Consider the following 22,701-nt stretch of genomic DNA (forward strand, 5'->3'; position numbering starts at 1 on the left):
TAAGTCTCAGTTATTTTTCTGAGGTTTCCGGTGTTTGTGTGTCTTCAGAATTAAAGTTGCGTTCACCAAATATTTTTTCAAGATTATCTTTAAAAATAACCTCTTTTTCCAGAAGTACTTCAGCAAGCTCAGTTAGCTTATCTTTGTTTTCTTCCAGTAATTTTATAGCTCTTTGATATTGTGTTTCTATAATGTTAGAAATTTCTTTGTCAATTAATTCTGCCGTTTGTTCACTGTATGGTTTTGTGAAACCATATTCATTCTGTCCAGACGAATCGTAATAAGTTAAGTTACCAATTTTGTCGCTTAATCCATAAATTGTTACCATGGCTCTGGCTTGTTTGGTCACTTTTTCTAAATCACTCAACGCTCCAGTAGATATTTTGTTGAAAATAACTTTCTCGGCAGCGCGTCCACCTAGTGCAGCACACATTTCATCCAGCATTTGTTCGGGTCTAACAATTAAACGTTCTTCTGGTAAATACCATGCAGCTCCCAAAGAGCGACCACGTGGTACAATAGTAACCTTTACTAATGGTGCGGCGTGCTCTAACATCCAGCTAACAGTGGCATGACCTGCTTCGTGGTAAGCAACTGCTTTTTTCTCGCTTGGCGTGATAATTTTATTTTTCTTTTCCAGACCACCAATAATTCGATCTACTGCATCAAGGAAATCTTGTTTGTCTACAGATTTTTTACCATTTCTTGCCGCTATTAAAGCGGCTTCATTACAAACATTGGCAATATCGGCTCCCGAGAATCCCGGAGTTTGTTTGGATAAGAAATCAAGATCTAAATCTTTAGATTTTTTAAGCGGGCGTAAGTGCACTTCAAAAATTTCTTTTCGCTCTCTAATGTCTGGAAGATCAACAAAAATTTGCCTATCAAAACGACCAGCACGCATTAGCGCTTTATCTAAAATATCTGCTCTGTTGGTTGCGGCTAATACGATCACGTTAGCATTTGTACCAAAACCATCCATTTCTGTTAATAATTGGTTTAAGGTATTTTCACGCTCATCATTACTTCCTGACATAGCATTTTTACCTCTGGCACGACCAATAGCATCTATCTCGTCAATAAAAATAATAGATGGTGATTTTTCTTTTGCCTGTTTAAATAGGTCACGTACACGGGAGGCACCTACACCAACAAACATTTCTACAAAATCAGATCCTGATAATGAAAAGAACGGTACTTTGGCTTCGCCTGCAACAGCTCTTGCTAATAAGGTTTTACCAGTTCCTGGAGGTCCTACAAGCAAAGCCCCTTTCGGGATTTTTCCTCCTAGAGTGGTATATTTTTCTGGGAACTTTAAGAAATCTACAATTTCCTGAACTTCTTCTTTGGCACCTTCTAAGCCTGCAACATCTTTAAAAGTTGTTTTAACCTCGGTGTTTTGGTCGAATAATTTGGCTTTCGATTTTCCAATGTTGAAAATTTGGCCGCCAGCACCACCGCCAGCACCACCAGACATCCGTCTCATGATAAAAATCCAAACTGCAATAAGTAAAATAAAAGGTAAAATTCCCATTAGCAGATTGGTCCAATCGTTCGTTTCAGTTTTGTAACTAACAATCGGTTGAGTATCTAATGTGTCTTTTATTTCGTTAAGTTTATTTTCAAAATTTTGAAGATCACCAAACTCAAACTTATAATTTGGTAAGTCTGTCGCCGTAGGTAGTAAAGTGGTAGGCTTAGATTTCTTATGAATATCTTTCGCTTCGGCTTCATCGGTTAAATAAACTTTTGCTACACGAGTATTTTTAATGATATCGATTTTAGCAACATCACCCTCTTCTAAAAATTTAAAAAAATCAGAAGGAGTTGTTATGTTTTCTTCTTGATATCCACCGTTACCAAATAACTGAAACCCTAAAAATAAAGCTATGAGTATACCGTAAATCCAGTACGGACTGAACTTTGGTTTGTTGTCTTTGATATTTTTCTTTTTGTTTGCCATTCTTTATTTAGTAACTCGTTTCTATTAGTGTTGTTTTTGCATCTCCCCAAAGGCTTTCAATATCGTAATATTGTCTTATTTGCTTTTGGAATACATGTACTACAACATTAACATAATCTATTAATACCCATTCGGCATTATCTTCACCTTCTACATGCCAAGGGTGGTCTTTAAGTTCTTTGCTTACCTTTTTTTGAACAGAATTAACGATTGCGTTAACTTGTGTGTTTGAAGTACCTTCACAAATTATGAAGTAGTCGCAAACCGTGTTTTCAATTTCTCTTAAATCCAGGATACTGATTTCTTGTCCTTTAACATCTTCTATACCAGCAATAATAACGGATATTAATTGGTCTGCGCTTATATCTTTTTTCCCCATTAAATTTGTTTAATTTTTGCAAAGTTATTATTTTTTTAGTTCTTTACCCTTTAAAATTTTGATAAGATTTCTCCGATACATAATAACTGCTAAATGAGTATAATCAAACTTAATGCCATCGATTCTACAAATAGTTATTTAAGAAAACTTTGTGCCGAAACGAGACTTGAAGATTTTACTGCGGTGATTACCAATAATCAAACTCACGGTAAGGGACAAATGGGAGCTGTCTGGCGTGCCGAATCTTCGAAAAACCTTACGTTTAGTATATATAAAGACTTTGCAAGTGCTGAAATAGAGTATCCTTTTTATATTAGTATTGTCACCTCTTTATCCATAATTAAGACTTTGGAGTCTCTTACTATACCTAAATTAAATATAAAATGGCCAAACGACATTTTGGCAGGCAACAAAAAGATTTGTGGTATTTTAATTGAAAATGTTTATAAACATGGCAGAATAACAAAATCTATTATTGGAATTGGTTTAAATGTAAACCAGACAGATTTTGAAAATTTACCAAAAGCCTCGTCTTTAAAGTTGATTTCAGGTAAGTCTTATGATATTGATGAAATAGCTCAATCAATTATCAGTAATTTAAAGTATTATGTTGGATTGCTTTCTGGAGGAAAATTCTTAGAGTTAAAAGAAGCTTATGAGTCGTACTTATTCAGAAAAAATAAACCTTCAACATTTAAAGATGCAGAAGGTTTTATGTTTGCTGGTATTATCCAGAATGTTTCAGAAAGTGGGTGTCTTCAGGTGTTATTAGAAGACGAGTTATTAAAAGAATTCGATTTAAAATCGATAACACTTTTGTATTAGATAGCCTTTGGAATACTGGTAACTAAAGTTTCGATAAATTTTTTAATCGGCCCTTTAATCATCATCGCCATCATAGGGTTGAAATCTCCGCTAAATTCAAGTTGAACTTCACTGGAATTGTCTCCATTATCTGTAATATTACCAACTAATGAGAAATCTATTTTTCCACCAGCGGCACCTAGAACGATTTTATTTGGGGCGATAACTTCCTTTTTCTTTAAGGTGATTTCTGGCATGCCAGCTAACGCAAATAAAAAGGTATCTTCATCTATTAACTGAAACTTACTAATGTTTTCGGGCATTAAGGCTTCAAAGTTTTTTACTTGGCTTAAAAAACTGAAGATATCTTCAGGCGACTTACCCACGGTAACTTTTGGGGATTCTAAATTCATTGTTAAATTATTAGATGCATTAATTTAAACGGCTTGCCATCCACTTGGATTCACATTCCATTCCGATAAGGTTTTTAATTCTTTTTCAGAAATGTAATTGGTTTCTAAAGCCTGTTCTAGTAAGCTTTCGTAGTTGCTTAAGGTGTTTAATGCGATCTCTTCTTTTTCGAAGTTTTCGGTAGCGACATCAAAACCATAAGTGAAAATAGCAATCATACCTTTTACTTTAATACCGGCATCTTTTAATGCTTTAACAGCATTAAGGCTGCTTTTTCCTGTACTTATTAGGTCTTCTACAACTACCACGTTCTGACCACTTTCAATAAAGCCTTCAATTTGGTTTTGTCTTCCATGACCTTTAGCATCTGGACGCACATAAATAAAGGGAAGTCCTAGATACTCGGCTACAAGCATTCCGATTCCAATAGCCCCTGTGGCAACTCCAGCAATAGCATCGGGTTTACCATAAAGTCTTTCAATTTGTTTAGCCATCGTCTCGCGAATGTAGTTACGAATCGGCGGAAATGATAATATTATACGGTTATCGCAGTAAATTGGCGATTTCCATCCGGATGCCCATGTAAAAGGCTCTTTTGGGCTAAGTTTTATAGCGTTAACTTGTAATAAAACTTCAGCCGTTTTTCTGGCGGTATGTTTATTAAATATCATAACGGCAAAAATAATCATAATTTTATGTTTTCAGTAACAGTTGCTTGTGAATAAAATATTTTTTTTCACAATTTAGAGAATGTGGTTAAAAATGATATTTTTACCAAAAGTTAATACGAATCTAGAGTATGTTTAAAGTCTTTGTTGGAGATAAACCTATAATACTAACCACTAAAGTTGAACAAGAGACTAGTTTTAAGAATTATTTACTTGAAACTGTTAATATTAGAAAGGTTATAAAGGAACTAAATAATTCTAATCTGGAATCGGTACGATTAATTCATAAAAATCCTGATAAACTTTTAAAGAAATTCTTAAAAAAGTTACCGAATGTTATTGCAGGGGGAGGTAAAGTTTTTAATGAAAATAAAGAAATTTTATTCATTTATAGGAATGATAAATGGGATTTGCCTAAGGGAAAAATAGAGGGGCGAGAAACAATTGAAACCACAGCAATTAGAGAAGTTACTGAGGAAACAGGAGTTGCTGGATTAGAAATTGTAAAACCTTTAGAAACTACTTATCATATTTTTAAACGTAATGGTCGTTATAAAATAAAAATAACTTATTGGTTTGAAATGAAGACAAGTTTTAATGGGAATCTTTATGCACAGGAGGAAGAAGGTATAACGAAAGTGGAATGGTTGGATAGTGGTCGTATACAAAGTGCGCTTGAAAATTCGTACGCCAATATTAGAGCTTTAATTTAGGCGTAGAAAAAAGTTAAGAACCTATTGTTTCATACATAAACAATTTGTTATGTTTGCCACATACGAAATGTATTTTGCTATACCTATAGATAACGATTGGTTATCTATAATTTTTCATTTCTCTCACAGTAAAACTCAATTTTTAAAGAATTTAAATGAATAGGTATAGATTGTCGTTTGGTGAAATTAATATTCTTTCTAATAGTTTAGCCGAAGTTATTGTTGATGAAGGTATTATTATGGATGGTGTAATGGTTGATGAATACCATGACTTTCTGTTAAGTAATCTAGAAGCGCCTTTCTGTCTGTTAGTCAATAAAAAATATTCCTATAGTTATACTTTCGAAGCACAGACCAGTATTGCAAGTCTTCCAGAAATTAAAGCCATGGCTATAGTGATTAATAGTCAGGGTGGATTAATGTCAACAGAAACACTTATTAAACTTAATGAAGCTAGTGCTTGGAATATTAAAATGTTTCATAATCGTGAAGCCGCAGTTACTTGGTTAGACCTTTTTTTATCTAATCATGTAAGTTTAGAATTTCAATCGTTATAGTTAATATCCCTAGTAAATTATGTTGTGTATTTTGTGGGGCTACTATAATAAGTTTAAATTTACCCTCTTAAATTAATCAACATGACAGAATTCATTAGAAAGCGTGCTGCGAACGCAAAGAATGATATATTAAGTGGAATAACTGTAGCACTTGCCTTAGTGCCTGAAGCAGTAGCGTTTGCATTTGTTGCAGGCGTAGATCCGCTGGTTGGACTGTATGCTGCATTTATGATAGGGTTTATAACCTCGATGTTTGGTGGTCGTCCAGGAATGATAAGTGGAGCGACTGGGGCATTAGCTGTTGTGATGGTTAGTTTGGTTGCGGAGGGTAACGCCATGGGTGCTTTAGGGGATAATCTCGGATTGTATTATCTTTTTGCAACTGTAATTTTAATGGGGATTATTCAAGTTTTAGCTGGTGTCTTCAAGCTGGGTAAATTTGTTAGGTTAATACCGCATCCTGTGATGATGGGATTTGTAAACGGATTGGCTATTGTTATTTTCCTTTCACAATTAAATATGTTTAAAGATGCTGATGGTGACTGGTTTTCCGGAACGCAATTGTATACCATGTTGGCTTTAGTAGGGTTAACCATGGCTATTATGTATTTTCTACCAAAACTAACTAAAAAACTACCTGAAGCTTTAGTTGGAATTCTTGTAGTTTCCGCTATTGTAATTTTCGGTGACTTAGATGTAGCAACAGTTGGTAGTTTTATTAGAGATGGAGGAGGAGAAGGTTTAAAAGGAGGCTTGCCTCAGTTTCAATTTGACATTTTCTCAAAAGTTCCTTTTAATTTACAAACGCTTAAATTTATTGGGCCTTATGCATTAATACTAGCGGCTATTGGTCTAATTGAGTCTTTGATGACGTTAAATTTAGTAGACGAATTAACTGAAACTCGTGGTAATGCTAATCGTGAATGTATGGCTCAGGGAGGAGCTAATATTGTCACCGGATTTTTTGGTGGAATGGGTGGTTGTGCTATGATTGGTCAATCCTTAATTAATATTAAATCTGGTGGAAGAACACGATTATCAGGAATTGTAGCTTCAGTATTATTACTTGTTTTTATTCTTTTTGCTTCTGGATTCATAGAAAAGGTGCCTATTGCAGCATTGGTAGGGGTCATGTTTATGGTAGTAATAGGAACTTTTGCTTGGAGTAGTTTCAGGATACTAAATAAAATTCCAGTTAGTGATGTTATTGTTTTAGTAGCTGTTTCAACATTAACGGTGATATTCGATTTGGCTATTGCGGTAATTGCAGGCGTTATAATAAGTGCCTTGGTGTTTTCCTGGGAAAATGCGAAACGTATTCGTGCACGTAAGCGTATGCGGGAAGATGGAACCAAAGTGTATGAAATATGGGGGCCATTGTTTTTCGGTTCGATTATAGCTTTTAATGAAAAGTTTGATGTTAAAAATGATCCAGATAAGGTTGAAATCGATTTTGTAGAATCACGGGTTAGTGATCATTCTGCCTTAGAAGCTATCTTGAATCTTGTAAATAAATATGAAGAAGCGGGTAAGACTATTAAATTAAAGCACTTAAGTGAAGACTGCAAAGTATTGCTTTATAAGGCTAATCCGAAATTTAGAGAGGTTATAGTTGAGGCTGTTGATGATCCAAGATATCATTTAGCTGAAGATCCTGAAAAATTTCCAAAACCTTTATCGGAGTATAGCTTTTAATTACTGATTCTTACTTTATCCTGACACTATCGGGCACAAATTTTTTATAGTTACCATTATTTCGAATAATGTCTCGTACAATAGATGATGCGATAAATGATGTTTTCGAAGAGGTTAGTAAAAAGACCGTTTCTATGGTAGACATATGTCTGTTGGCATGTGCTATGGCTTTTTCAAATTCGAAATCGGCCGGATTTCTTAATCCTCGGAGAATAAAATTCGCACCAATTTTTTGACAAAAATCGACGGTTAACCCCTCATAAGTAACGACTTTAACTTTTGATTCTCCCTCAAAGGCCTTTTCAATAAAGGCTTTGCGCTCTTCCAGTGAAAACATGTATTTTTTGTCTGCATTGATACCGATGGCAACAATAACTTCATCAAATAAGGTGATCCCACGTTTTATAATATCAAAATGCCCTAACGTAATTGGGTCGAATGAACCAGGAAATAGTGCGCGTCTCATGTAATAATCTTTTTTGTAAATCTTGGTTAGCTTATATCAAATATAAGACTAAATTATTTCAGTGCTTGCTCAATGGCATTATCAAATAAGTCGGAAAGCGCAATACCCGCTGCCGCTGCTTGTTGCGGTAAAATACTTTCTCGGGTTAATCCAGGAATGGTATTTACTTCTAATAAATGAGGTTCACCATCTTTGAAAATATATTCACTCCGACTAAATCCCTTTATTTTAAGAGCACTGTATAATTGTTTCGCAACAGTCGTTACTTTTGCTTCTTGTTCCTGGGTTAAACGGGCCGGGGTTATTTCTTTTGATTTTCCTAAATACTTAGCTTCATAATCGAAAAAATCATTTTCACTAACAATTTCTGTAATGGGAAGCACTGTTATTTCTCCTTTAAAATTTATAACACCAACAGAAACTTCGGTGCCTTCGAGATATGATTCGATAATAATTTCGTCGTCTTCTTTAAAAGCGATGTCAATTGCTGTTTGTAAATCAGTCTTTTTATAAGCTTTGGTAACCCCAAAACTACTACCGGCCTTATTGGCTTTTACGAAACAAGGTAATCCTACCTTGTTGATTATGGCGGCTTCATCAATAGCATCACCTTTATTAACATAAAAGGATTCTGCCATTTTTATACCATAAGGTTTTAAGATACTTAAACAATCACGTTTATTAAACGTTATGCTTGCCTGATACATATCACAGCTGGTATGCGGAATATTTAAAAGCTTTAAATAAGCTTGGATGTATCCATCTTCACCTGGTGAGCCATGAATGGCATTAAAAACACAATCGAAGGTAATTTTAGAATTATCAATGATAACTGAGAAATCGTTCTTATCGATAGGGAATTCTTGGTTTTCGGCATCAACATATACCCATTTTTCTTTAAAAATATGAATGCGGTACGGAACGTATTTCGAAGTGTCTAAAGTGTCATAAACAACATTTCCACTTTTTAAAGAGATTTGATATTCACTAGAATACCCTCCCATGATAATGGCTATATTTTTTTTCATTTAGAAATGTACAATTAAGCGATGCATCTAAAAACAGTAATAAATCGTATGTATTATAAGAAGAGCTAAAATATCATATATATTGCAAAAGAAAAAACAGTTCTGTTTTTATATATTTGCCTAATTGAAAGTTTTTACATGAGCCTATTTAAATTCCTTACAAGTAAAGTGTTTTTTAAGCAAATCCTATTAGCTATTGTGGCTGCAGTGGTTTTATGTTTTATCATATTAAAATGGTTAAATGTAACAACAAATCATGGCAAATTTGAAACAGTTCCCGATTTAAAAGGAAAATCTATAGATGTTGCAAGGATGGCATTAAACGATAATAAATTGGTTATGCAAATTCAGGATTCAGCTAATTATAATCCTGATTACCCTAAATTTTCTGTAATCGATCAGGAGCCGACAGCAGGTTCTCAGGTTAAGGAAAATAGAAAAATTTACATTACCTTAAATCCTTCAGGTTACCGAAAGATTTTAGTGCCGGATTTAACGGAGCGTACGTTTAGACAAGCCAAGCCATCATTGGAAGCTCTTGGATTTCAAGTTGGAAAAATTACTTATGTTGATAATATAGCAAAAGACCTTGTGTTAAAATTGGAATACAAAGGAAAAGCTATTAATCCCGGGGATATGCTACCCAAAACATCTACTATTGATTTAGTACTTGGTAACGGAAACAGGCCTTAAAATAAAACAAAATTGACTTCTGTAATATAATTTACAGTAAATACTACATAATGGACGATTACACACCTGAACTCCCTGATGATGATAACGATTTACACGAGCACCATTCTTTTACCGTAGAGAAGGGACAAAAGCCGTTACGAATTGATAAGTATTTAATGAATTTTGTTGAAAATGCGACCAGAACCAAAATTCAGGCGGCTGCTAAAAATGGTGGTATTTATGTTAATGATGAACCTGTAAAGTCTAATTATAAGGTAAAGCCATTCGATAAAATCCGCGTTCTTTTCGAACATCCCCCTTATGAAGAATTATTGGTAGGAGAAGATATTGATATTGATGTTGTTTATGAGGATGACCAACTTTTGGTAGTAAATAAACCTGCTGGTATGGTGGTGCACCCTGGGCATGGTAATTATTCGGGGACTTTAATAAACGCATTGATTTATAGGTTTGAAAATTTACCCAATAATTCAAGCAATCGACCAGGCTTAGTGCATAGAATAGATAAAGATACTAGTGGTTTGTTAGTGGTAGCTAAAACGGAACATGCGATGAATCATTTGTCGCTTCAGTTCGCCCAAAAGACAAGCGAACGTGAATATGTTGCAATAGCTTGGGGTAATATTGAGGAAGAGGAAGGTACCGTAGAAGGGAATATAGGTAGGCATCCTAAAAACCGTTTGCAGAATACCGTTTTTTTAGGTGATGAGTCCGATAAAGGAAAACCGGCGGTGACTCATTATAAAGTTATCGAGCGACTAGGCTATGTAACATTAGTTTCCTGTAAGTTAGAAACCGGACGTACCCATCAAATCCGTGTACATATGAAGCATATCGGGCATACCTTATTTAATGACGAGCGTTATGGTGGGGAAAAGATTTTAAAAGGTACCACGTTTACAAAATATAAACAGTTTGTTGAAAACTGTTTTAAGATATTGCCACGTCAGGCATTGCATGCAAAGACATTAGGTTTTGAGCACCCTACTACGGGCGAATTTATGCGATTCGACACTGAAATTCCTGAAGATATGCAATTGTGTATCGAAAAGTGGCGTAACTATGCCAGGCATCAAGAAATGGAGTAGGAGTGGGCTACTTAATTATAAAATCCATTTATAATTACATAAGTATTATCTGTAAATTGTATTGAGATTTCTTTAATTTTAGGCTTAATTTTGAAGTATGAAAATAAAGGAGATAATATTATTTACTTCAGATATTCTAAGGCAGAAACAGTTTTATCAGGATGTTTTAGACTTTGAATTGGTGTTTAATTCAGAAACCTTTATTTCATTCAATACGGGAAAAAGTATCTTATCTTTTCAGTATAAATCTGAGACGAAACCTTCTCATATCGCATTTAATATTCCTACTAATAAACTTATCGAAGCATTGGAGTGGCTTAAAAAGCGTGTTGAAATATTACCCTATGGAGAACAATTTATTTCGAATTTTGAATCCTGGAATGCTAAGGCTATATATTTTTATGACAGCGATAATAATATTTTAGAATTTATAGCCAGAGAAAATTTAGGAATAACAAGCGATGGCGCCTTTTCATCTAAATCTATCATTTCACTAAATGAAATGGCTATAGCTACTTCCGATGTGAAAAATGTTTATGAAACTATAAATAGTATTAGGGTAATACCTGTTTTCGATGGTAATTTGGAACGGTTTTGTGCTGTGGGTAATGATGAAGGTTTGTTTATTATAATTAATAAAGATTTGAAGAAATGGCACCCCACATATGAAGATGTTTATATTTCAGACTTCATAATAAAGGGAGATTATAACTTCAGTTATATTAATGGAGAAATTAAGGAATTCACTTAGTAAATAATAAGCATTAAGCTTAAGATTCCGTAACTTTAGATATTAAATTATTACAGCTCGCGAATTGCGGCAAGCAAAAAAAATAAAAGAAAAAAATAGATGAAATTAGTATTATCACCTGCAAAGTCGTTAGATTTTGAATCGGAATTACCAACAACTCAACATACAGAACCGCAATTTTTAAATCAATCAGAACGACTTAATAAAATATTAAAACAGAAATCGGCGAAGAGTTTGTCGAAATTAATGAGTATTTCTGATGCATTAGGCCAGTTAAATTACGAACGTAATCAAAATTGGGAATTACCTTTTACCACGGAAAATGCACGGCCAGCAATTTATTCTTTTAGCGGCGATGTATATAGGGGGTTGGATGCCTACACGATTCCACAGGATGCTATAGACTATCTTCAAAGTTCAGTTCGAATTCTTTCAGGATTATATGGTATTTTAAAACCATTGGACTTGATGCAGCCATACCGACTAGAAATGGGAACGAGAATGCCTGTAGGAACCAATAAAAATTTATACGAATTTTGGAAAAAGCACATTACAGAGGCGCTAAACAATGAGATAGAAGATGGAGAAGTGTTTTTAAATCTGGCGAGTAACGAGTACTTTAAAGCTATCGATAAGAAGGCCTTAAAAGCTAAGATAGTGACTTGTACCTTTAAAGATTTTAAAAATGGCGAATACAAAATGATTATGACCTACGCTAAATTAGCTCGTGGTTATATGGCTCGATATATCATTGATAATAAAGCAGAAACCATCGATGAGGTAAAAGGATTTAATTATGAAGGTTACAGTTATAGTGAACCTATGTCAACTGAATCAGAATTAGTATTTATAAGATAAATTATGCATTATTTCTTGATTATAGCATTGCAGGCCTATTGCATTTATCATGTGCTTAAATACAGAAGACCTTACTATTGGATTTTATTAATTCTGTTTTTACCAGTGCTTGGTTCTGCAATTTATTTAATTACTCAGATATACAATAGACCTAATGTTAATAGAATTCAAGAAGAAATTGTATCTATTGTAAACCCGGCAAAGAAAATCAAGGATCTTCAAAAACGCCTTGATTTTTCTGATACTTATCAAAATAGGGTAGACTTAGCCGATGCCTATCTTGATATAAAACAATACGATCAGGCTATTAATCATTATTTAAAGGCCCTAGAAGATAAGGCTCAGAATGGATTTTATGTAATAACGATGTTAGTAGAAGCTTACTATTATACCGAGAAGTATCAAGAGGTTATTGATTATACCGATAAAATTAAAAACGAACATGATTTTAAAAAATCAAGAGCCCAATTTATATTGGGACTGGCTCAAGAAAAATTAGGAGATTTTAAAGCCGCTGAAAGCAACTTAAGAAATATAGATGTTCGATATTCTTTTTATGATGAGCGTCTCGTTTTAGCTAAATTTTTGATAACTCATAACAAAACTGAAGATGCCATAGATATATTGGAAGAGATTATTTTAGAATCTCAAAATATGACAGACACCAACAGAAGACTCTATTGGGAGACCGTTCAGGATGCAAAAAAGATATTATCCGAAATAAAAGACTAGTCTATTATTTTACTTCCACCTTTTTATCAATACTAATTTTAGTTTCAACGGAAGGTTTCTTTTTAATACGAGGTCTTCTTACTCCAAAGGTTCCTCGGTAAATTTTTCCTCGTTTCGTTTTTTTATCGCCTTTTCCCATTTTTTATGTATTTTAATTTAAAATAGTATACAAAATTCAGTGTAAAAATCCAAGTAAAAATTGTTTAAACACAAGCATCCATATCCACCTTTTATTCAGGAGAACACGACTAAATTAATTGTTGGAACTTTGCCTCCACCACGGTTTTCTTTAGGGAGCTTGCTTGAAAAGGATGTCGATTTCTGCTATGGAAGTTATTATAATTCCTTATGGTTGTACATTGATGAAATTTATAATTTGAATTTGAGATATGATAACACGGAAGAGGCAGTGCAACAACGGAAGCAATTTTTAACAGATCGTAAAATAGGAGTATGCGATATTGTTGAATCGTGTGAGCGCGACAAAATTGATGCCTCCGATTTGGGTATGAAGCATATCAAATTAAGAGATTTAATTGGTTATTTGAAGCGGTATCCAAAAGTGAATACCATATTGTTTACTGGTGGGAATAGCAAAAATGGACCTGAGTACCTTTTTAGAAAGCATTGTAGAGATTATAATATGTCATTGGAAGTAGTTTCTTCTGAAGTGCCACGAATTCATCGGTTTTATCTTGAAGGTAGAAAAATAAACACTGTGTCGTTAACATCTGCTTCAGGGTCTGCCAACCGTGCAATAGGCAGTATGCCTTTATATCAGCAATTAAAAAATAATAATCCCGATTTCAATACCTTCGATTTTCGGGTAATGCAGTATCGCGAGTATTTTTAGGGTTGACATAGGTATTATGAGTAGGCTTACGGTATTTATCTTTTTCTTAATTCAAAAATATCTTTACGTCGGTCTTTTAGGTTTTTTACGCTTCCAAATTGATTAAGCTCACGTAGCAGGTCGATATCAACATCGGCTATTAAAATCATTTCGGTATTTTGTGTGGCTTCTGCTTTTACGCCATTGGTTGGGAAAGCAAAATCACAAGGAGTAAACACCATCGATTGTGCAAATTGAATATCCATATTCTGAACTTTTGGTAAATTGCCAACACTACCTGCTATAGCGACGTAGCATTCATTTTCTATGGCACGGGCTTGCGCGCAATGGCGTACACGTGAAAATCCGTTTTGTGTGTCGGTTAAAAACGGAATAAATAAGATGTCCATACCTTCATCGGCTAATAAACGACTTAACTCGGGAAACTCCGAATCGTAACAAATCAAAATTCCAATTTTACCGCAATCCGTATCGAAGGCCTGCAGTTTATGACCTCCAACCATCCCCCAAACTTTTGCTTCATCGGGCGTAACATGTAATTTTTCGTAGCGTTCCATAGTGCCATCACGACGGCATAAATATCCTACGTTATAGAGCTTGTCATTAACCATTTCCGGCATGCTCCCAGTAATAATGTTAATGTTGTAGGAGATGGCTAATTTTGAAAAACGGCGCACAATTTCCTCCGTATGTTTTGCCAATTCTCGGATAGCATCCGGTGTCGACATGTCATTGTTTTCAGCCATAAGTGGCGCATTGAAAAATTCTGGAAAGAGGGCAAAATCACTGCGATATCCTGAAACAGCATCAACGAAAAATTCCGCTTGTTGCATAAGTTCATCCATGTCTTTATAAAGTCGCATTTGCCACTGAATTAATCCCAGTCGAACAATTTTTTTTATGGTGGTAGGTTTCTTATTTTTCTTTTCGTAGTAAATATTATCCCATTCTAATAGTACTGCATAATCTTTAGAGTCGGCATCGCCCTCTAAATAGTTTTTAAGAATTCTGGTGGGATGAAAGTCATTCGATATTTGAAAGTTTAATACCGGATCGTTAATTTCTTTGCTTTTAACTTTCTCAATATAGGCTTTTGGAGAAAGCGTGTCGGCATATTTTTTATAATTGGGAATACGTCCCCCAAAGGCTAGTCCTTTTAAATTAAGGCGTTCACAAAGTTCTTTTCGATAATCGTATAAGCGACGCCCTAACCGTAAACCACGAAACTCAGGTTTTATAAATACTTCGATGCCATAAATAACATCGCCTTCATTTGTATGTGTACTAAATGTGTAATTGCCAGTTATTTCTTTGTAGGTATGGAAATCATCGTATTTATCATAATCTACTATAATAGAAAGGGCACAACCAGCAATTTGATTATTCACTTTAATAACAACTTGTCCCTCAGGGAACTCTTCTATGAGTTTTTTTATATGGTGTTCCCGCCAGTAGGCATCAGGCATTGAAGCGTAAGAAGCAATCATAGCTTCTTTTAATTCGTCATAGTCATCTAAGCTTAAAAAAGTAAGCTCTACATTTTCAATGTCTTTCATAAATAATATAGAATTATGGGTTAATTGCTATGATATGAAAGTAAGGAATATAATTAAATGATATAATTTTTTGTTGAATTTTTAATCAAGGGCGTAAATGAGTTTCATAGTAATAGAAGCCGTTTTTTCCTTCGATGAGGTATTATAAACGCCTCCCCATGAATAGTCTTCGTTAGAATTTTGACCCGTAATTTGAAATATTCCCATATTGGCTGTTGAGAGTTCACCTAATTGTGCACCAGAATTTTTGGCTATACTTACAGCTCGAACACGTGCGTTTTCTGTAGCGCGTGAAATCATTTCAATTTTTAAATCTTCAAGTTTAGTGTAATAATAACGGGGAGTCATTGAGTATAGTTGAATTCCTTTATTCAGAAGCTCGGTAACTTCCCGTGAAATTTTTTCAACTTTTTCAACCTCTTTAGAGTTTATCTGTAGGGTTTGATTAAGCGTATAACCTGTAAACTCTTCACCTATATATTTCCCGTCATCCGAGTAATTTGGTTTTGTGGTTTTATTGGTTGAAACTGCGTTAAAGACAATAACACTATCATGTAATCCTTTAGATCTGAAATATTCCGAAATGGTTTCTTTATCCTTTTTTAAATCGGTATAAGCTTGCTTTAAATCTTTGTTAATCTGAGAAAACCTGGCTTCCCAAACAATTAAATCTGAAGTAAAATTGGTTTGTCCTAATCCTGTAACCGAAATATTCCCAGCTTTTTTATTTCTATTAACAACGGCATTTCCTAGAATAATAGATGCTATAACTATAGCAATGGCGAATACTACGGCATTTATGTTTTTTTTCATAGTAAATAGGATTAGTTTACCGGATATTATCTTATAGATTTTACAAATTGCTGGATGTTATCTACTGGGTTATCATTTAAAAATTTAATAAACGCACTACCTATAATGGCTCCTTTTGAAAATTCTGTTGCCTGATTAAATGTGGTGCTGTTGTTAATTCCGAATCCTACAATTTGAGGATTTTTTAAGCCCATATCAAATATACGTTTGAAATAATGTTTTTGGTCGTCTCCAAATCCGGACTGGCTGCCTGTAACACTCGCGCTGCTAACCATATAGATGAAGCCTTTAGAGACAGAATCTATAAAATTGATACGCTCAATACTGGTTTGAGGTGTAATAAGGAAAACATTTATGAGACCGTGTTTTTCAAAAATACCTTGATATTTTTCGTGGTAAACATCTACTGGTAAATCTGGGATGATAAGCCCATCGATGCCAATTTCCTCACATTTTTTACAGAAGGCTTCTACGCCATATTGTAACACAGGGTTGAAATATCCCATGATAATTAGAGGGATGCTAACCGATTTTCTTATATCGCTTAATTGATTGAATAAGATTTCGGTGGTCATGCCATTTTTTAATGCCTGCGTGGAACTAGCCTGAATAGTAGGGCCATCGGCTAATGGATCGCTAAAAGGTAATCCAATTTCAATCATATCTACACCGCTAGCTTCTAGATTTTGAATAATGCTTACAGTGTCATTCAGACTGGGATAACCAGCTGTAAAGTATATAGATAATAACTTTTTATTTTCTTGTAATTTTTGATTTATTCTATTCATTAGATGAAAATATTTCCTGTGCTTTTAAGTACCAATTTTGAGTTAATTTAATGATGATTTACAGTTTAAAATAATCGATATAGTTTTGTAAATCTTTATCGCCACGTCCAGATAAACTTACCACGACTACATCATCAGGATTGAATTTTTTTTGTTCGAAAATAGCTAAGGCATGCGAACTTTCTATAGCTGGAATAATACCTTCTAATTTACATAATTCTAATCCCGCTTTCATGGCCTCATCATCGGTCATAGCCATAAATTCGGCACGTCCTGTTTTACATAAATGGGCATGCATAGGACCTACGCCAGGATAATCTAATCCGGCCGAAATAGAATAAGGCTCGGTAATTTGCCCATCATTGGTCTGCATAAGCAAGGTTTTACAGCCGTGAATAATGCCTTCTTTTCCTAATACAGATGTTGCGGCACTCTCACCGGTATCAACACCTAATCCAGCAGCTTCCACAGCAATAATGTTTACGTTTTCTTCATGAAGGAAATGATAATAGGTGCCTGCTGCATTACTTCCGCCACCAATACATGCCACTACATAATCTGGATTTTCACGTCCTTCTTGTTCCTTTAGTTGCCATTTAATTTCTTCTGAAATGACCGATTGAAAACGCGTTACCATATCTGGGTAAGGATGCGGGCCAATAGCAGAACCAATAATGTAATGGGTGTCTACAGGGTTGTTAATCCAGTCACGGATGGCCTCGTTTGTAGCATCTTTCAAGGTGCGACTTCCTGATTTTGCTGGCATAACCGTAGCTCCTAGCATTTTCATACGGGCAACATTTGGTGCTTGTCGGGCAATATCTATTTCGCCCATATACACAATACATTCTAATCCCATAAGAGCACAAACCGTGGCTGTCGCAACACCGTGTTGACCAGCTCCAGTTTCGGCAATAATCCTGGTTTTGCCAAGTCGCTTAGCCATTAAAATCTGCCCAATAGTATTATTTATTTTATGGGCACCAGTATGGTTTAGATCTTCACGCTTTAGGTAAATTTTAGTGTTGTATTTTTCTGAAAGACGTTTGGCAAAATAAAGCGGGGACGGGCGTCCTACATAATCTTTTAATAGCTGGTCGAATTCTTTTTTAAAGTCAGGTTCGGCCATAACCTTTAGATACTTTTGTCGTAACTCCTCTACATTTGGATAGAGCATTTCAGGGATGAAAGCGCCTCCAAATTCTCCATAATATCCTTTTTCATTTACATTGTAATTCATAATATATGACTGAGTTTATTTTTAAACGTAGTTAGTTTTTGTATGTTTTTTAATCCGGGTTTTATTTCAAATTTACTGTTCACATCTAAAGCAAAACAGTATTTTGAAGCTTCACTTTTTTTGAATTGTTTAATGGCTTCAACTTCGTCGAGACCGATGCCTCCACTTAAAAAAAATAGCTTGGAAGATGGGTATTCATTTAGAATATTCCAATCGAATGTGTAACCGTTACCCCCAGGGAGTTTGCCTTTGGTATCGAACAAGTAATAATCACAGACATTTTCATAAGGTTTTAAAACTTCGAAATTAAATTCATCTTTTAGGCTGAATACTTTTATGATTTCAACATCCGGTTTGTTATTATTTATCAAGTGTTTTTTGAGATTTGTACAAAATTCAGGTGATTCATTTCCATGCAATTGCAGGGCTTTCAAATTATAGGTAATTACTTTTTCTATTACTTGATTTAAATCGGCATCAACAAAAACGCCCACTTTTTTTATATGCTCATTAATAGGAGGCATCGTATTGTTAAAAAGTCTGGCAGATTGTTCATAAAATATAAAGCCAATGTAATCGGGTTGCAATGTGGCCATCTCCTTTATATTGTCTGGATATTTCATCCCGCAAATTTTTAGTTTCATCCTTCTAAATCTTTTATAAATTTAGCAGCACTGGCACCGGCATCTTCTGTTTTCATAAAGTTTTCCCCAATAAGAAATCCTTGATATCCGTAAGGTTGAAGTTCTTTAATGGCTTCTACATTACTAATACCGCTTTCAGAAACTTTTACAAAATCATCGGGGATTAAGCTGCTTAATGATTTACTTGTTTCCAAGCTTACTTCGAAGGTTTTTAAGTTTCTATTATTTACGCCTAGCATATCAATACTAGGCATAATCGATTTATGAAGTTCTTCTTCGTTATGTACTTCAAGTAAAACATTTAAATCCAGACCTTTTGCAAATTCGGAAAAATGTTTGATTTCCTCTTTTGTTAAAATAGCAGCAATTAAAAGAATAACATCGGCACCGTATGCACGGGCTTCTAACAGTTGGTATTCATCTATGATAAATTCTTTACGTAATAATGGTAAGTTGCAACTGGCACGTGCCGTTAATAAATCGTCTAAGGAACCTCCAAAATATTTACCATCGGTTAGAACAGACATACCACAAACCCCAGCATTTTCATAGCCTCTTGCAACATCCTGAACATTCAGGGAGTTATTAATAATGGATTTTGAGGGCGAACGTCGTTTATGTTCTGCTATAATTCCTGTATTACTGTTTCTTAGTTTTGATGCTAATGAAATAGTTTCACGTTCAAACAATACAGATTCTTCTAATTGATGAATAGGAATCAGGCTTTTACGAAGTGCTACTTCATTTCTTTTATCTAAAGTTATTTTGTCTAATATATTCATGTTGAAGTTAGCTACTTAATTTAATTAAAGATTGTAAACTTGCTTTTGCTTTACCAGAGAAAAGAGATTCTTTGGCTAATTCAAATCCTGTTTTGTGATCTATTTGCTTTGTGGTTGCAATGGCTAGACCTGCATTGGCACAAACAACATTAGTTTGGGCTTCGGTTCCATGGCCGTTAATAACTTTCAAGAATATATTGGCCGATTCCTCAACGCTACTACCTCCAAAGATTGCTTCTTGCGTAATTTGAGGGATATCTAGTTGTTCGGGCGAGAATAAGGTTTCTGCATTGTTAGCTACAATTTTTGTTTTTCCAGTTAGTGAAATTTCATCATAACCATCTAAAGAATGCACAATACTGTAGTTTTTATCGGTATCTTGGTATAAATAACCGTACATGCGTTGTAATTCCAAATTAAAAACACCCACCATTTGATTTTGAGGGAAAGCAGGATTTACCATTGGCCCAAGCATATTAAAAAATGTTTTTACACCTAATTCACGACGAATAGGTCCGACATTCTTCATTGCCGGATGAAATAAAGGCGCGTGTAACACACATATCCCAGCATTCTCTAAACTCTGTTTTAGGAAATCGATGTCGTTAGAAAACTTAATTCCTAAATACTCCATAACATTTGAAGAACCACAAGAAGATGATACACCGTAATTCCCATGTTTAGCAACATGAACGCCAGCACCAGCTGTAATAAATGATGCTAAAGTAGAAATATTAAAAGTATCTTTTCCATCGCCTCCGGTTCCGCATAAGTCAATAGGGTTATACTCTTTAATATCTACGGCTATGCATAAATCTAAAAGGGCATCTCTAAATCCTCTTAACTCTTCAATAGTAATGTTCCGCATCATAAATATGGAGAGGAAACAAGTAATCTGGCTCGGAATATACTTGCCATTCGATATGTTTTTTAATATCGTTTTGGCTTCTTCGGAGCTTAAAGTTTCATGATTTATAAGTCGGTTTAAAACATCTTTCATGGCTTAAGAGTTTATCCAGTTTTCTAGTATTTTCTTTCCTTGTGGTGTTAGTACAGATTCCGGGTGGTATTGTACGCCTTTTACATCGTAAATTTTATGGCGTAACGACATGACTTGACCGTTAGAATCAAAAGAGGTGGCTTCCAAACTTTCAGGTAAGTTAGCATGGACTACCCAGGAGTGATATCGCCCAACTTCAATATTCTTGTCCAACCCTTTAAAAATAGGTTCGTCATCTACAGAAATGGTCACATTGGTCGCAACGCCGTGGTAAACTTCATCCAGATTAATTAAGGTGCCTCCAAAAACTTCGCCAATAGCTTGTTGGCCTAAGCATACCCCTAAAATACTTTTAGTAGGCGCATATTCTTTTATAATGGCTTTTAATAAACCTGCTTCATCTGGGATTCCTGGTCCTGGCGATAACACAATTTTATCAAAAGGTTTTACATCATCTAAGGTAAGTTTATCGTTTCTGTAAACGGTAACCTCACAATTTAAATCTTCTAAGTAGTGTACCAGATTATAGGTAAAACTATCGTAGTTATCTATTACTAATATTTTTGTCATCGTTAAATGTCTTCAGCTAGAGTTATGGCTTTTGTTAAAGCCCCTAATTTATTGTAAACTTCCTGTAATTCACTTTCGGCGTTAGATTTAGAAACCATACCGGCACCTGCTTGCCAGTTTAATTTGTAATCTTTGCTTAAAAAAGTACGAATCATTATGGCGTGATTAAAATTACCATCAAAATCCATAAAACCAATGGCACCACCATAATAGGCGCGACTGGTTTTTTCGTATTGTTCTATAAGTTGCATGGCACGATGTTTAGGTGCGCCACTTAAAGTTCCTGCGGGAAAAGTGTCTGCTACCACTTGCATGGTTGAGGTTTTTTCATGTTTACGTCCTGTAACTTTGCTTACTAAGTGAATAACGTGTGAAAAGAACTGAACCTCACGATATGTTTCTACGTGAACCATATTACCATGTCTACTTAAATCGTTACGAGCTAAGTCTACTAACATGACATGTTCAGCATTTTCTTTATCGTCGTTTTTAAGTTTTTCGGCTAAAGCGTCATCCTGGGCGTCGTCACCAGTTCGTCTGAAGGTTCCAGCTATTGGATGAATTTCTGCCGTGCCATCAGATACAATAAGTTGTGCTTCCGGCGAGCTTCCGAAGATTTTAAAACTTCCGTAATCGAAATAGAATAAATAAGGAGATGGATTAATGCTTCGTAAGGCACGGTATACGTTAAAATCATCTCCTTTAAATTCCTGAGAAAAACGTTTTGATAGCACTAATTGAAATACATCGCCACGTGCACAATGTTTTTTTGCTAATTCCACATGTTCTTTAAACTCATCATCGGTTAAATTAGAAGTAATTTCACCGTTGGTTTTAAAGTTGTAGGTAGCATACTGTTTAACATTAATAAGGCTGTCTACTTCATGAATATTGTTTTCTGCCCCTTCATAACAATGTGCAAAAATATAAGCCTCGTTTTTAAAGTGATTAATGGCAATGATATTTTGATAAACGGCATAATACACTTCAGGAATCTCAAGTGAATTTGCTTTTTTACTGATATCGATATCTTCAAAATATTTTACAGCATCGTAGGCTGTGTAACCAAAAATACCATTATTTATGAATTTAAAATCCTGATCTGAATTGGTGTTAAAGCGCTTGGTGAAATTGTGAATTTCTTCGGCCACGTTAATGTCGTCAGTAATAGTCAAACTGGTTGAACTGCCATCGGGAAAAGTTTCGGTAATAATGTCGTTTTCAATTTTTATTGAAGCGATGGGATTGAAACATATATAAGAATAGTTTTTATGATTTTTATGATAATCACCACTTTCTAACAAGATGCTATTCGGGTATTTGTCTCGAATTTTATAGTAAACCCCAACTGGAGTAATGATGTCTGCCAGAATTCTTTTGTAATGCGTGTATAAATTAAATTTAGTCATTTAAGCTGAGTTTGTTCAGTGATTTTTGGTTATAAAAAAGGCCTGTCGTGAATGACAAGCCTTTTCGATATTTTAATTTTTAAATATACTAGGGTCTACTTCACGAACGAAAGTTTGTAAAGCACCACCACCAAGTATTATTTAAAAAATGTTTCATTTGTTTGTTTATTTGATTCAAATATAGAAATGATAATAATATTATACAATACAACTAAATTATTTTTGCATAAAAGAATG

26 protein-coding genes are annotated in these 22,701 nt (G+C 34.6%); 10 read left to right on the forward strand and 16 right to left on the reverse strand.

Annotated features, from left to right (window positions below):
• Positions 1 to 10: 10 nt before the first annotated feature.
• On the reverse strand, positions 11 to 1,963 hold the full coding sequence (gene ftsH / locus H611_RS0111555) for an ATP-dependent zinc metalloprotease FtsH (protein ID WP_035483786.1): 1,953 nt from the start codon (positions 1,961 to 1,963) through the stop codon (positions 11 to 13).
• 7 nt (positions 1,964 to 1,970) lie between these two features.
• Positions 1,971 to 2,342 (reverse strand): ribosome silencing factor, encoded by a 372-nt coding sequence (gene rsfS, locus H611_RS0111560; RefSeq protein WP_027138530.1) that lies wholly within the window; start codon positions 2,340 to 2,342, stop codon positions 1,971 to 1,973.
• Positions 2,343 to 2,435: 93 nt separating this feature from the next.
• Between rsfS and H611_RS0111565 the strand changes: the two genes are divergently transcribed.
• Positions 2,436 to 3,167, forward strand: coding sequence for a biotin--[acetyl-CoA-carboxylase] ligase (locus H611_RS0111565; protein WP_027138531.1), 732 nt, complete (start codon positions 2,436 to 2,438; stop codon positions 3,165 to 3,167).
• Here the strand turns inward: H611_RS0111565 and H611_RS0111570 are convergent.
• Complete coding sequence (locus H611_RS0111570; RefSeq protein WP_027138532.1) at positions 3,164 to 3,559, reverse strand: hypothetical protein; 396 nt, start codon at positions 3,557 to 3,559, stop codon at positions 3,164 to 3,166. The two genes, H611_RS0111565 and H611_RS0111570, sit on opposite strands and share 4 nt — an antisense overlap.
• A 24-nt stretch (positions 3,560 to 3,583) precedes the next feature.
• A complete protein-coding gene (pyrE, locus tag H611_RS0111575; protein WP_027138533.1) occupies positions 3,584 to 4,228 on the reverse strand; it encodes an orotate phosphoribosyltransferase in 645 nt (214 codons plus the stop codon).
• 128 nt (positions 4,229 to 4,356) lie between these two features.
• Here pyrE and H611_RS0111580 point away from each other — a divergent pair, with 128 nt between their 5' ends.
• From H611_RS0111580 to H611_RS0111595, 3 genes are all read left to right on the forward strand, one after another.
• Positions 4,357 to 4,938, forward strand: coding sequence for an NUDIX hydrolase (locus tag H611_RS0111580; RefSeq protein ID WP_027138534.1), 582 nt, complete (start codon positions 4,357 to 4,359; stop codon positions 4,936 to 4,938).
• A gap of 155 nt (positions 4,939 to 5,093) precedes the next feature.
• Entirely contained in the window at positions 5,094 to 5,495 is a 402-nt protein-coding gene (locus H611_RS0111590; protein ID WP_027138535.1) for a hypothetical protein, read from the forward strand.
• A gap of 81 nt (positions 5,496 to 5,576) precedes the next feature.
• Positions 5,577 to 7,190 (forward strand): SulP family inorganic anion transporter, encoded by a 1,614-nt coding sequence (locus H611_RS0111595; protein WP_027138536.1) that lies wholly within the window; start codon positions 5,577 to 5,579, stop codon positions 7,188 to 7,190.
• Positions 7,191 to 7,200: 10 nt separating this feature from the next.
• On the opposite strand, the gene coaD is transcribed toward H611_RS0111595, so the two are convergent.
• Together coaD and H611_RS0111605 are read right to left on the reverse strand one after the other, a co-directional pair.
• On the reverse strand, positions 7,201 to 7,656 hold the full coding sequence (gene coaD / locus H611_RS0111600; protein ID WP_027138537.1) for a pantetheine-phosphate adenylyltransferase: 456 nt from the start codon (positions 7,654 to 7,656) through the stop codon (positions 7,201 to 7,203).
• A gap of 53 nt (positions 7,657 to 7,709) precedes the next feature.
• Complete coding sequence (locus H611_RS0111605) at positions 7,710 to 8,684, reverse strand: D-alanine--D-alanine ligase (RefSeq protein WP_027138538.1); 975 nt, start codon at positions 8,682 to 8,684, stop codon at positions 7,710 to 7,712.
• Positions 8,685 to 8,822: 138 nt separating this feature from the next.
• Between H611_RS0111605 and H611_RS0111610 the strand changes: the two genes are divergently transcribed.
• From H611_RS0111610 to H611_RS0111630, 5 genes are all read left to right on the forward strand, one after another.
• On the forward strand, positions 8,823 to 9,377 hold the full coding sequence (locus H611_RS0111610; protein WP_027138539.1) for a PASTA domain-containing protein: 555 nt from the start codon (positions 8,823 to 8,825) through the stop codon (positions 9,375 to 9,377).
• 50 nt (positions 9,378 to 9,427) lie between these two features.
• On the forward strand, positions 9,428 to 10,468 hold the full coding sequence (locus H611_RS0111615) for an RluA family pseudouridine synthase (protein WP_027138540.1): 1,041 nt from the start codon (positions 9,428 to 9,430) through the stop codon (positions 10,466 to 10,468).
• 97 nt (positions 10,469 to 10,565) lie between these two features.
• The gene (locus tag H611_RS0111620) at positions 10,566 to 11,219 is read left to right on the forward strand and encodes a VOC family protein (protein WP_027138541.1); all 654 of its coding nucleotides are present in this window, start codon (positions 10,566 to 10,568) and stop codon (positions 11,217 to 11,219) included.
• 99 nt (positions 11,220 to 11,318) lie between these two features.
• The gene (yaaA, locus tag H611_RS0111625) at positions 11,319 to 12,077 is read left to right on the forward strand and encodes a peroxide stress protein YaaA (protein WP_027138542.1); all 759 of its coding nucleotides are present in this window, start codon (positions 11,319 to 11,321) and stop codon (positions 12,075 to 12,077) included.
• Positions 12,078 to 12,080: 3 nt separating this feature from the next.
• Positions 12,081 to 12,809, forward strand: a complete 729-nt coding sequence (locus H611_RS0111630) for a hypothetical protein (RefSeq protein WP_027138543.1) — start codon at positions 12,081 to 12,083, stop codon at positions 12,807 to 12,809.
• 4 nt (positions 12,810 to 12,813) lie between these two features.
• On the opposite strand, the gene H611_RS14685 is transcribed toward H611_RS0111630, so the two are convergent.
• A complete protein-coding gene (locus H611_RS14685) occupies positions 12,814 to 12,948 on the reverse strand; it encodes a 30S ribosomal protein THX (protein ID WP_084158180.1) in 135 nt (44 codons plus the stop codon).
• Between the two features lie 60 nt (positions 12,949 to 13,008).
• On the opposite strand from H611_RS14685, the gene H611_RS0111640 reads away from it, so the two are divergent.
• Positions 13,009 to 13,662 carry a uracil-DNA glycosylase family protein gene (locus H611_RS0111640; RefSeq protein WP_027138544.1) on the forward strand — a complete coding sequence of 218 codons (654 nt, stop codon included), beginning with the start codon at positions 13,009 to 13,011 and terminating at the stop codon, positions 13,660 to 13,662.
• A 35-nt stretch (positions 13,663 to 13,697) separates the two neighbouring features.
• On the opposite strand, the gene H611_RS0111645 is transcribed toward H611_RS0111640, so the two are convergent.
• The 9 genes from H611_RS0111645 to H611_RS0111685 form a co-directional block, all read right to left on the reverse strand.
• On the reverse strand, positions 13,698 to 15,218 hold the full coding sequence (locus H611_RS0111645; protein ID WP_027138545.1) for a carbon-nitrogen hydrolase family protein: 1,521 nt from the start codon (positions 15,216 to 15,218) through the stop codon (positions 13,698 to 13,700).
• Positions 15,219 to 15,299: 81 nt separating this feature from the next.
• Positions 15,300 to 16,031, reverse strand: a complete 732-nt coding sequence (locus tag H611_RS0111650; RefSeq protein WP_027138546.1) for an SIMPL domain-containing protein — start codon at positions 16,029 to 16,031, stop codon at positions 15,300 to 15,302.
• Positions 16,032 to 16,057: 26 nt separating this feature from the next.
• Positions 16,058 to 16,819: a tryptophan synthase subunit alpha gene (gene trpA / locus H611_RS0111655; protein ID WP_027138547.1), complete on the reverse strand. Its 762-nt coding sequence runs from the start codon at positions 16,817 to 16,819 to the stop codon at positions 16,058 to 16,060.
• 58 nt (positions 16,820 to 16,877) lie between these two features.
• Positions 16,878 to 18,059: a tryptophan synthase subunit beta gene (trpB, locus tag H611_RS0111660; RefSeq protein ID WP_027138548.1), complete on the reverse strand. Its 1,182-nt coding sequence runs from the start codon at positions 18,057 to 18,059 to the stop codon at positions 16,878 to 16,880.
• The gene (locus H611_RS0111665; protein ID WP_027138549.1) at positions 18,056 to 18,703 is read right to left on the reverse strand and encodes a phosphoribosylanthranilate isomerase; all 648 of its coding nucleotides are present in this window, start codon (positions 18,701 to 18,703) and stop codon (positions 18,056 to 18,058) included. Before H611_RS0111665 ends, trpB begins: the two co-directional genes overlap by 4 nt.
• The gene (trpC, locus tag H611_RS0111670) at positions 18,700 to 19,485 is read right to left on the reverse strand and encodes an indole-3-glycerol phosphate synthase TrpC (RefSeq protein ID WP_027138550.1); all 786 of its coding nucleotides are present in this window, start codon (positions 19,483 to 19,485) and stop codon (positions 18,700 to 18,702) included. Before trpC ends, H611_RS0111665 begins: the two co-directional genes overlap by 4 nt.
• A 7-nt stretch (positions 19,486 to 19,492) precedes the next feature.
• Positions 19,493 to 20,485 (reverse strand): anthranilate phosphoribosyltransferase, encoded by a 993-nt coding sequence (trpD, locus tag H611_RS0111675; protein WP_027138551.1) that lies wholly within the window; start codon positions 20,483 to 20,485, stop codon positions 19,493 to 19,495.
• 3 nt (positions 20,486 to 20,488) lie between these two features.
• Positions 20,489 to 21,055, reverse strand: a complete 567-nt coding sequence (locus H611_RS0111680) for an anthranilate synthase component II (protein WP_027138552.1) — start codon at positions 21,053 to 21,055, stop codon at positions 20,489 to 20,491.
• A 2-nt stretch (positions 21,056 to 21,057) separates the two neighbouring features.
• The gene (locus H611_RS0111685) at positions 21,058 to 22,464 is read right to left on the reverse strand and encodes an anthranilate synthase component I family protein (protein ID WP_027138553.1); all 1,407 of its coding nucleotides are present in this window, start codon (positions 22,462 to 22,464) and stop codon (positions 21,058 to 21,060) included.
• Positions 22,465 to 22,701 lie beyond the last annotated feature (237 nt).

Origin of the sequence: Gaetbulibacter saemankumensis DSM 17032, from assembly GCF_000425645.1 — a bacterium.
Taxonomy (GTDB): Bacteria; Bacteroidota; Bacteroidia; order Flavobacteriales; family Flavobacteriaceae; genus Gaetbulibacter; species Gaetbulibacter saemankumensis.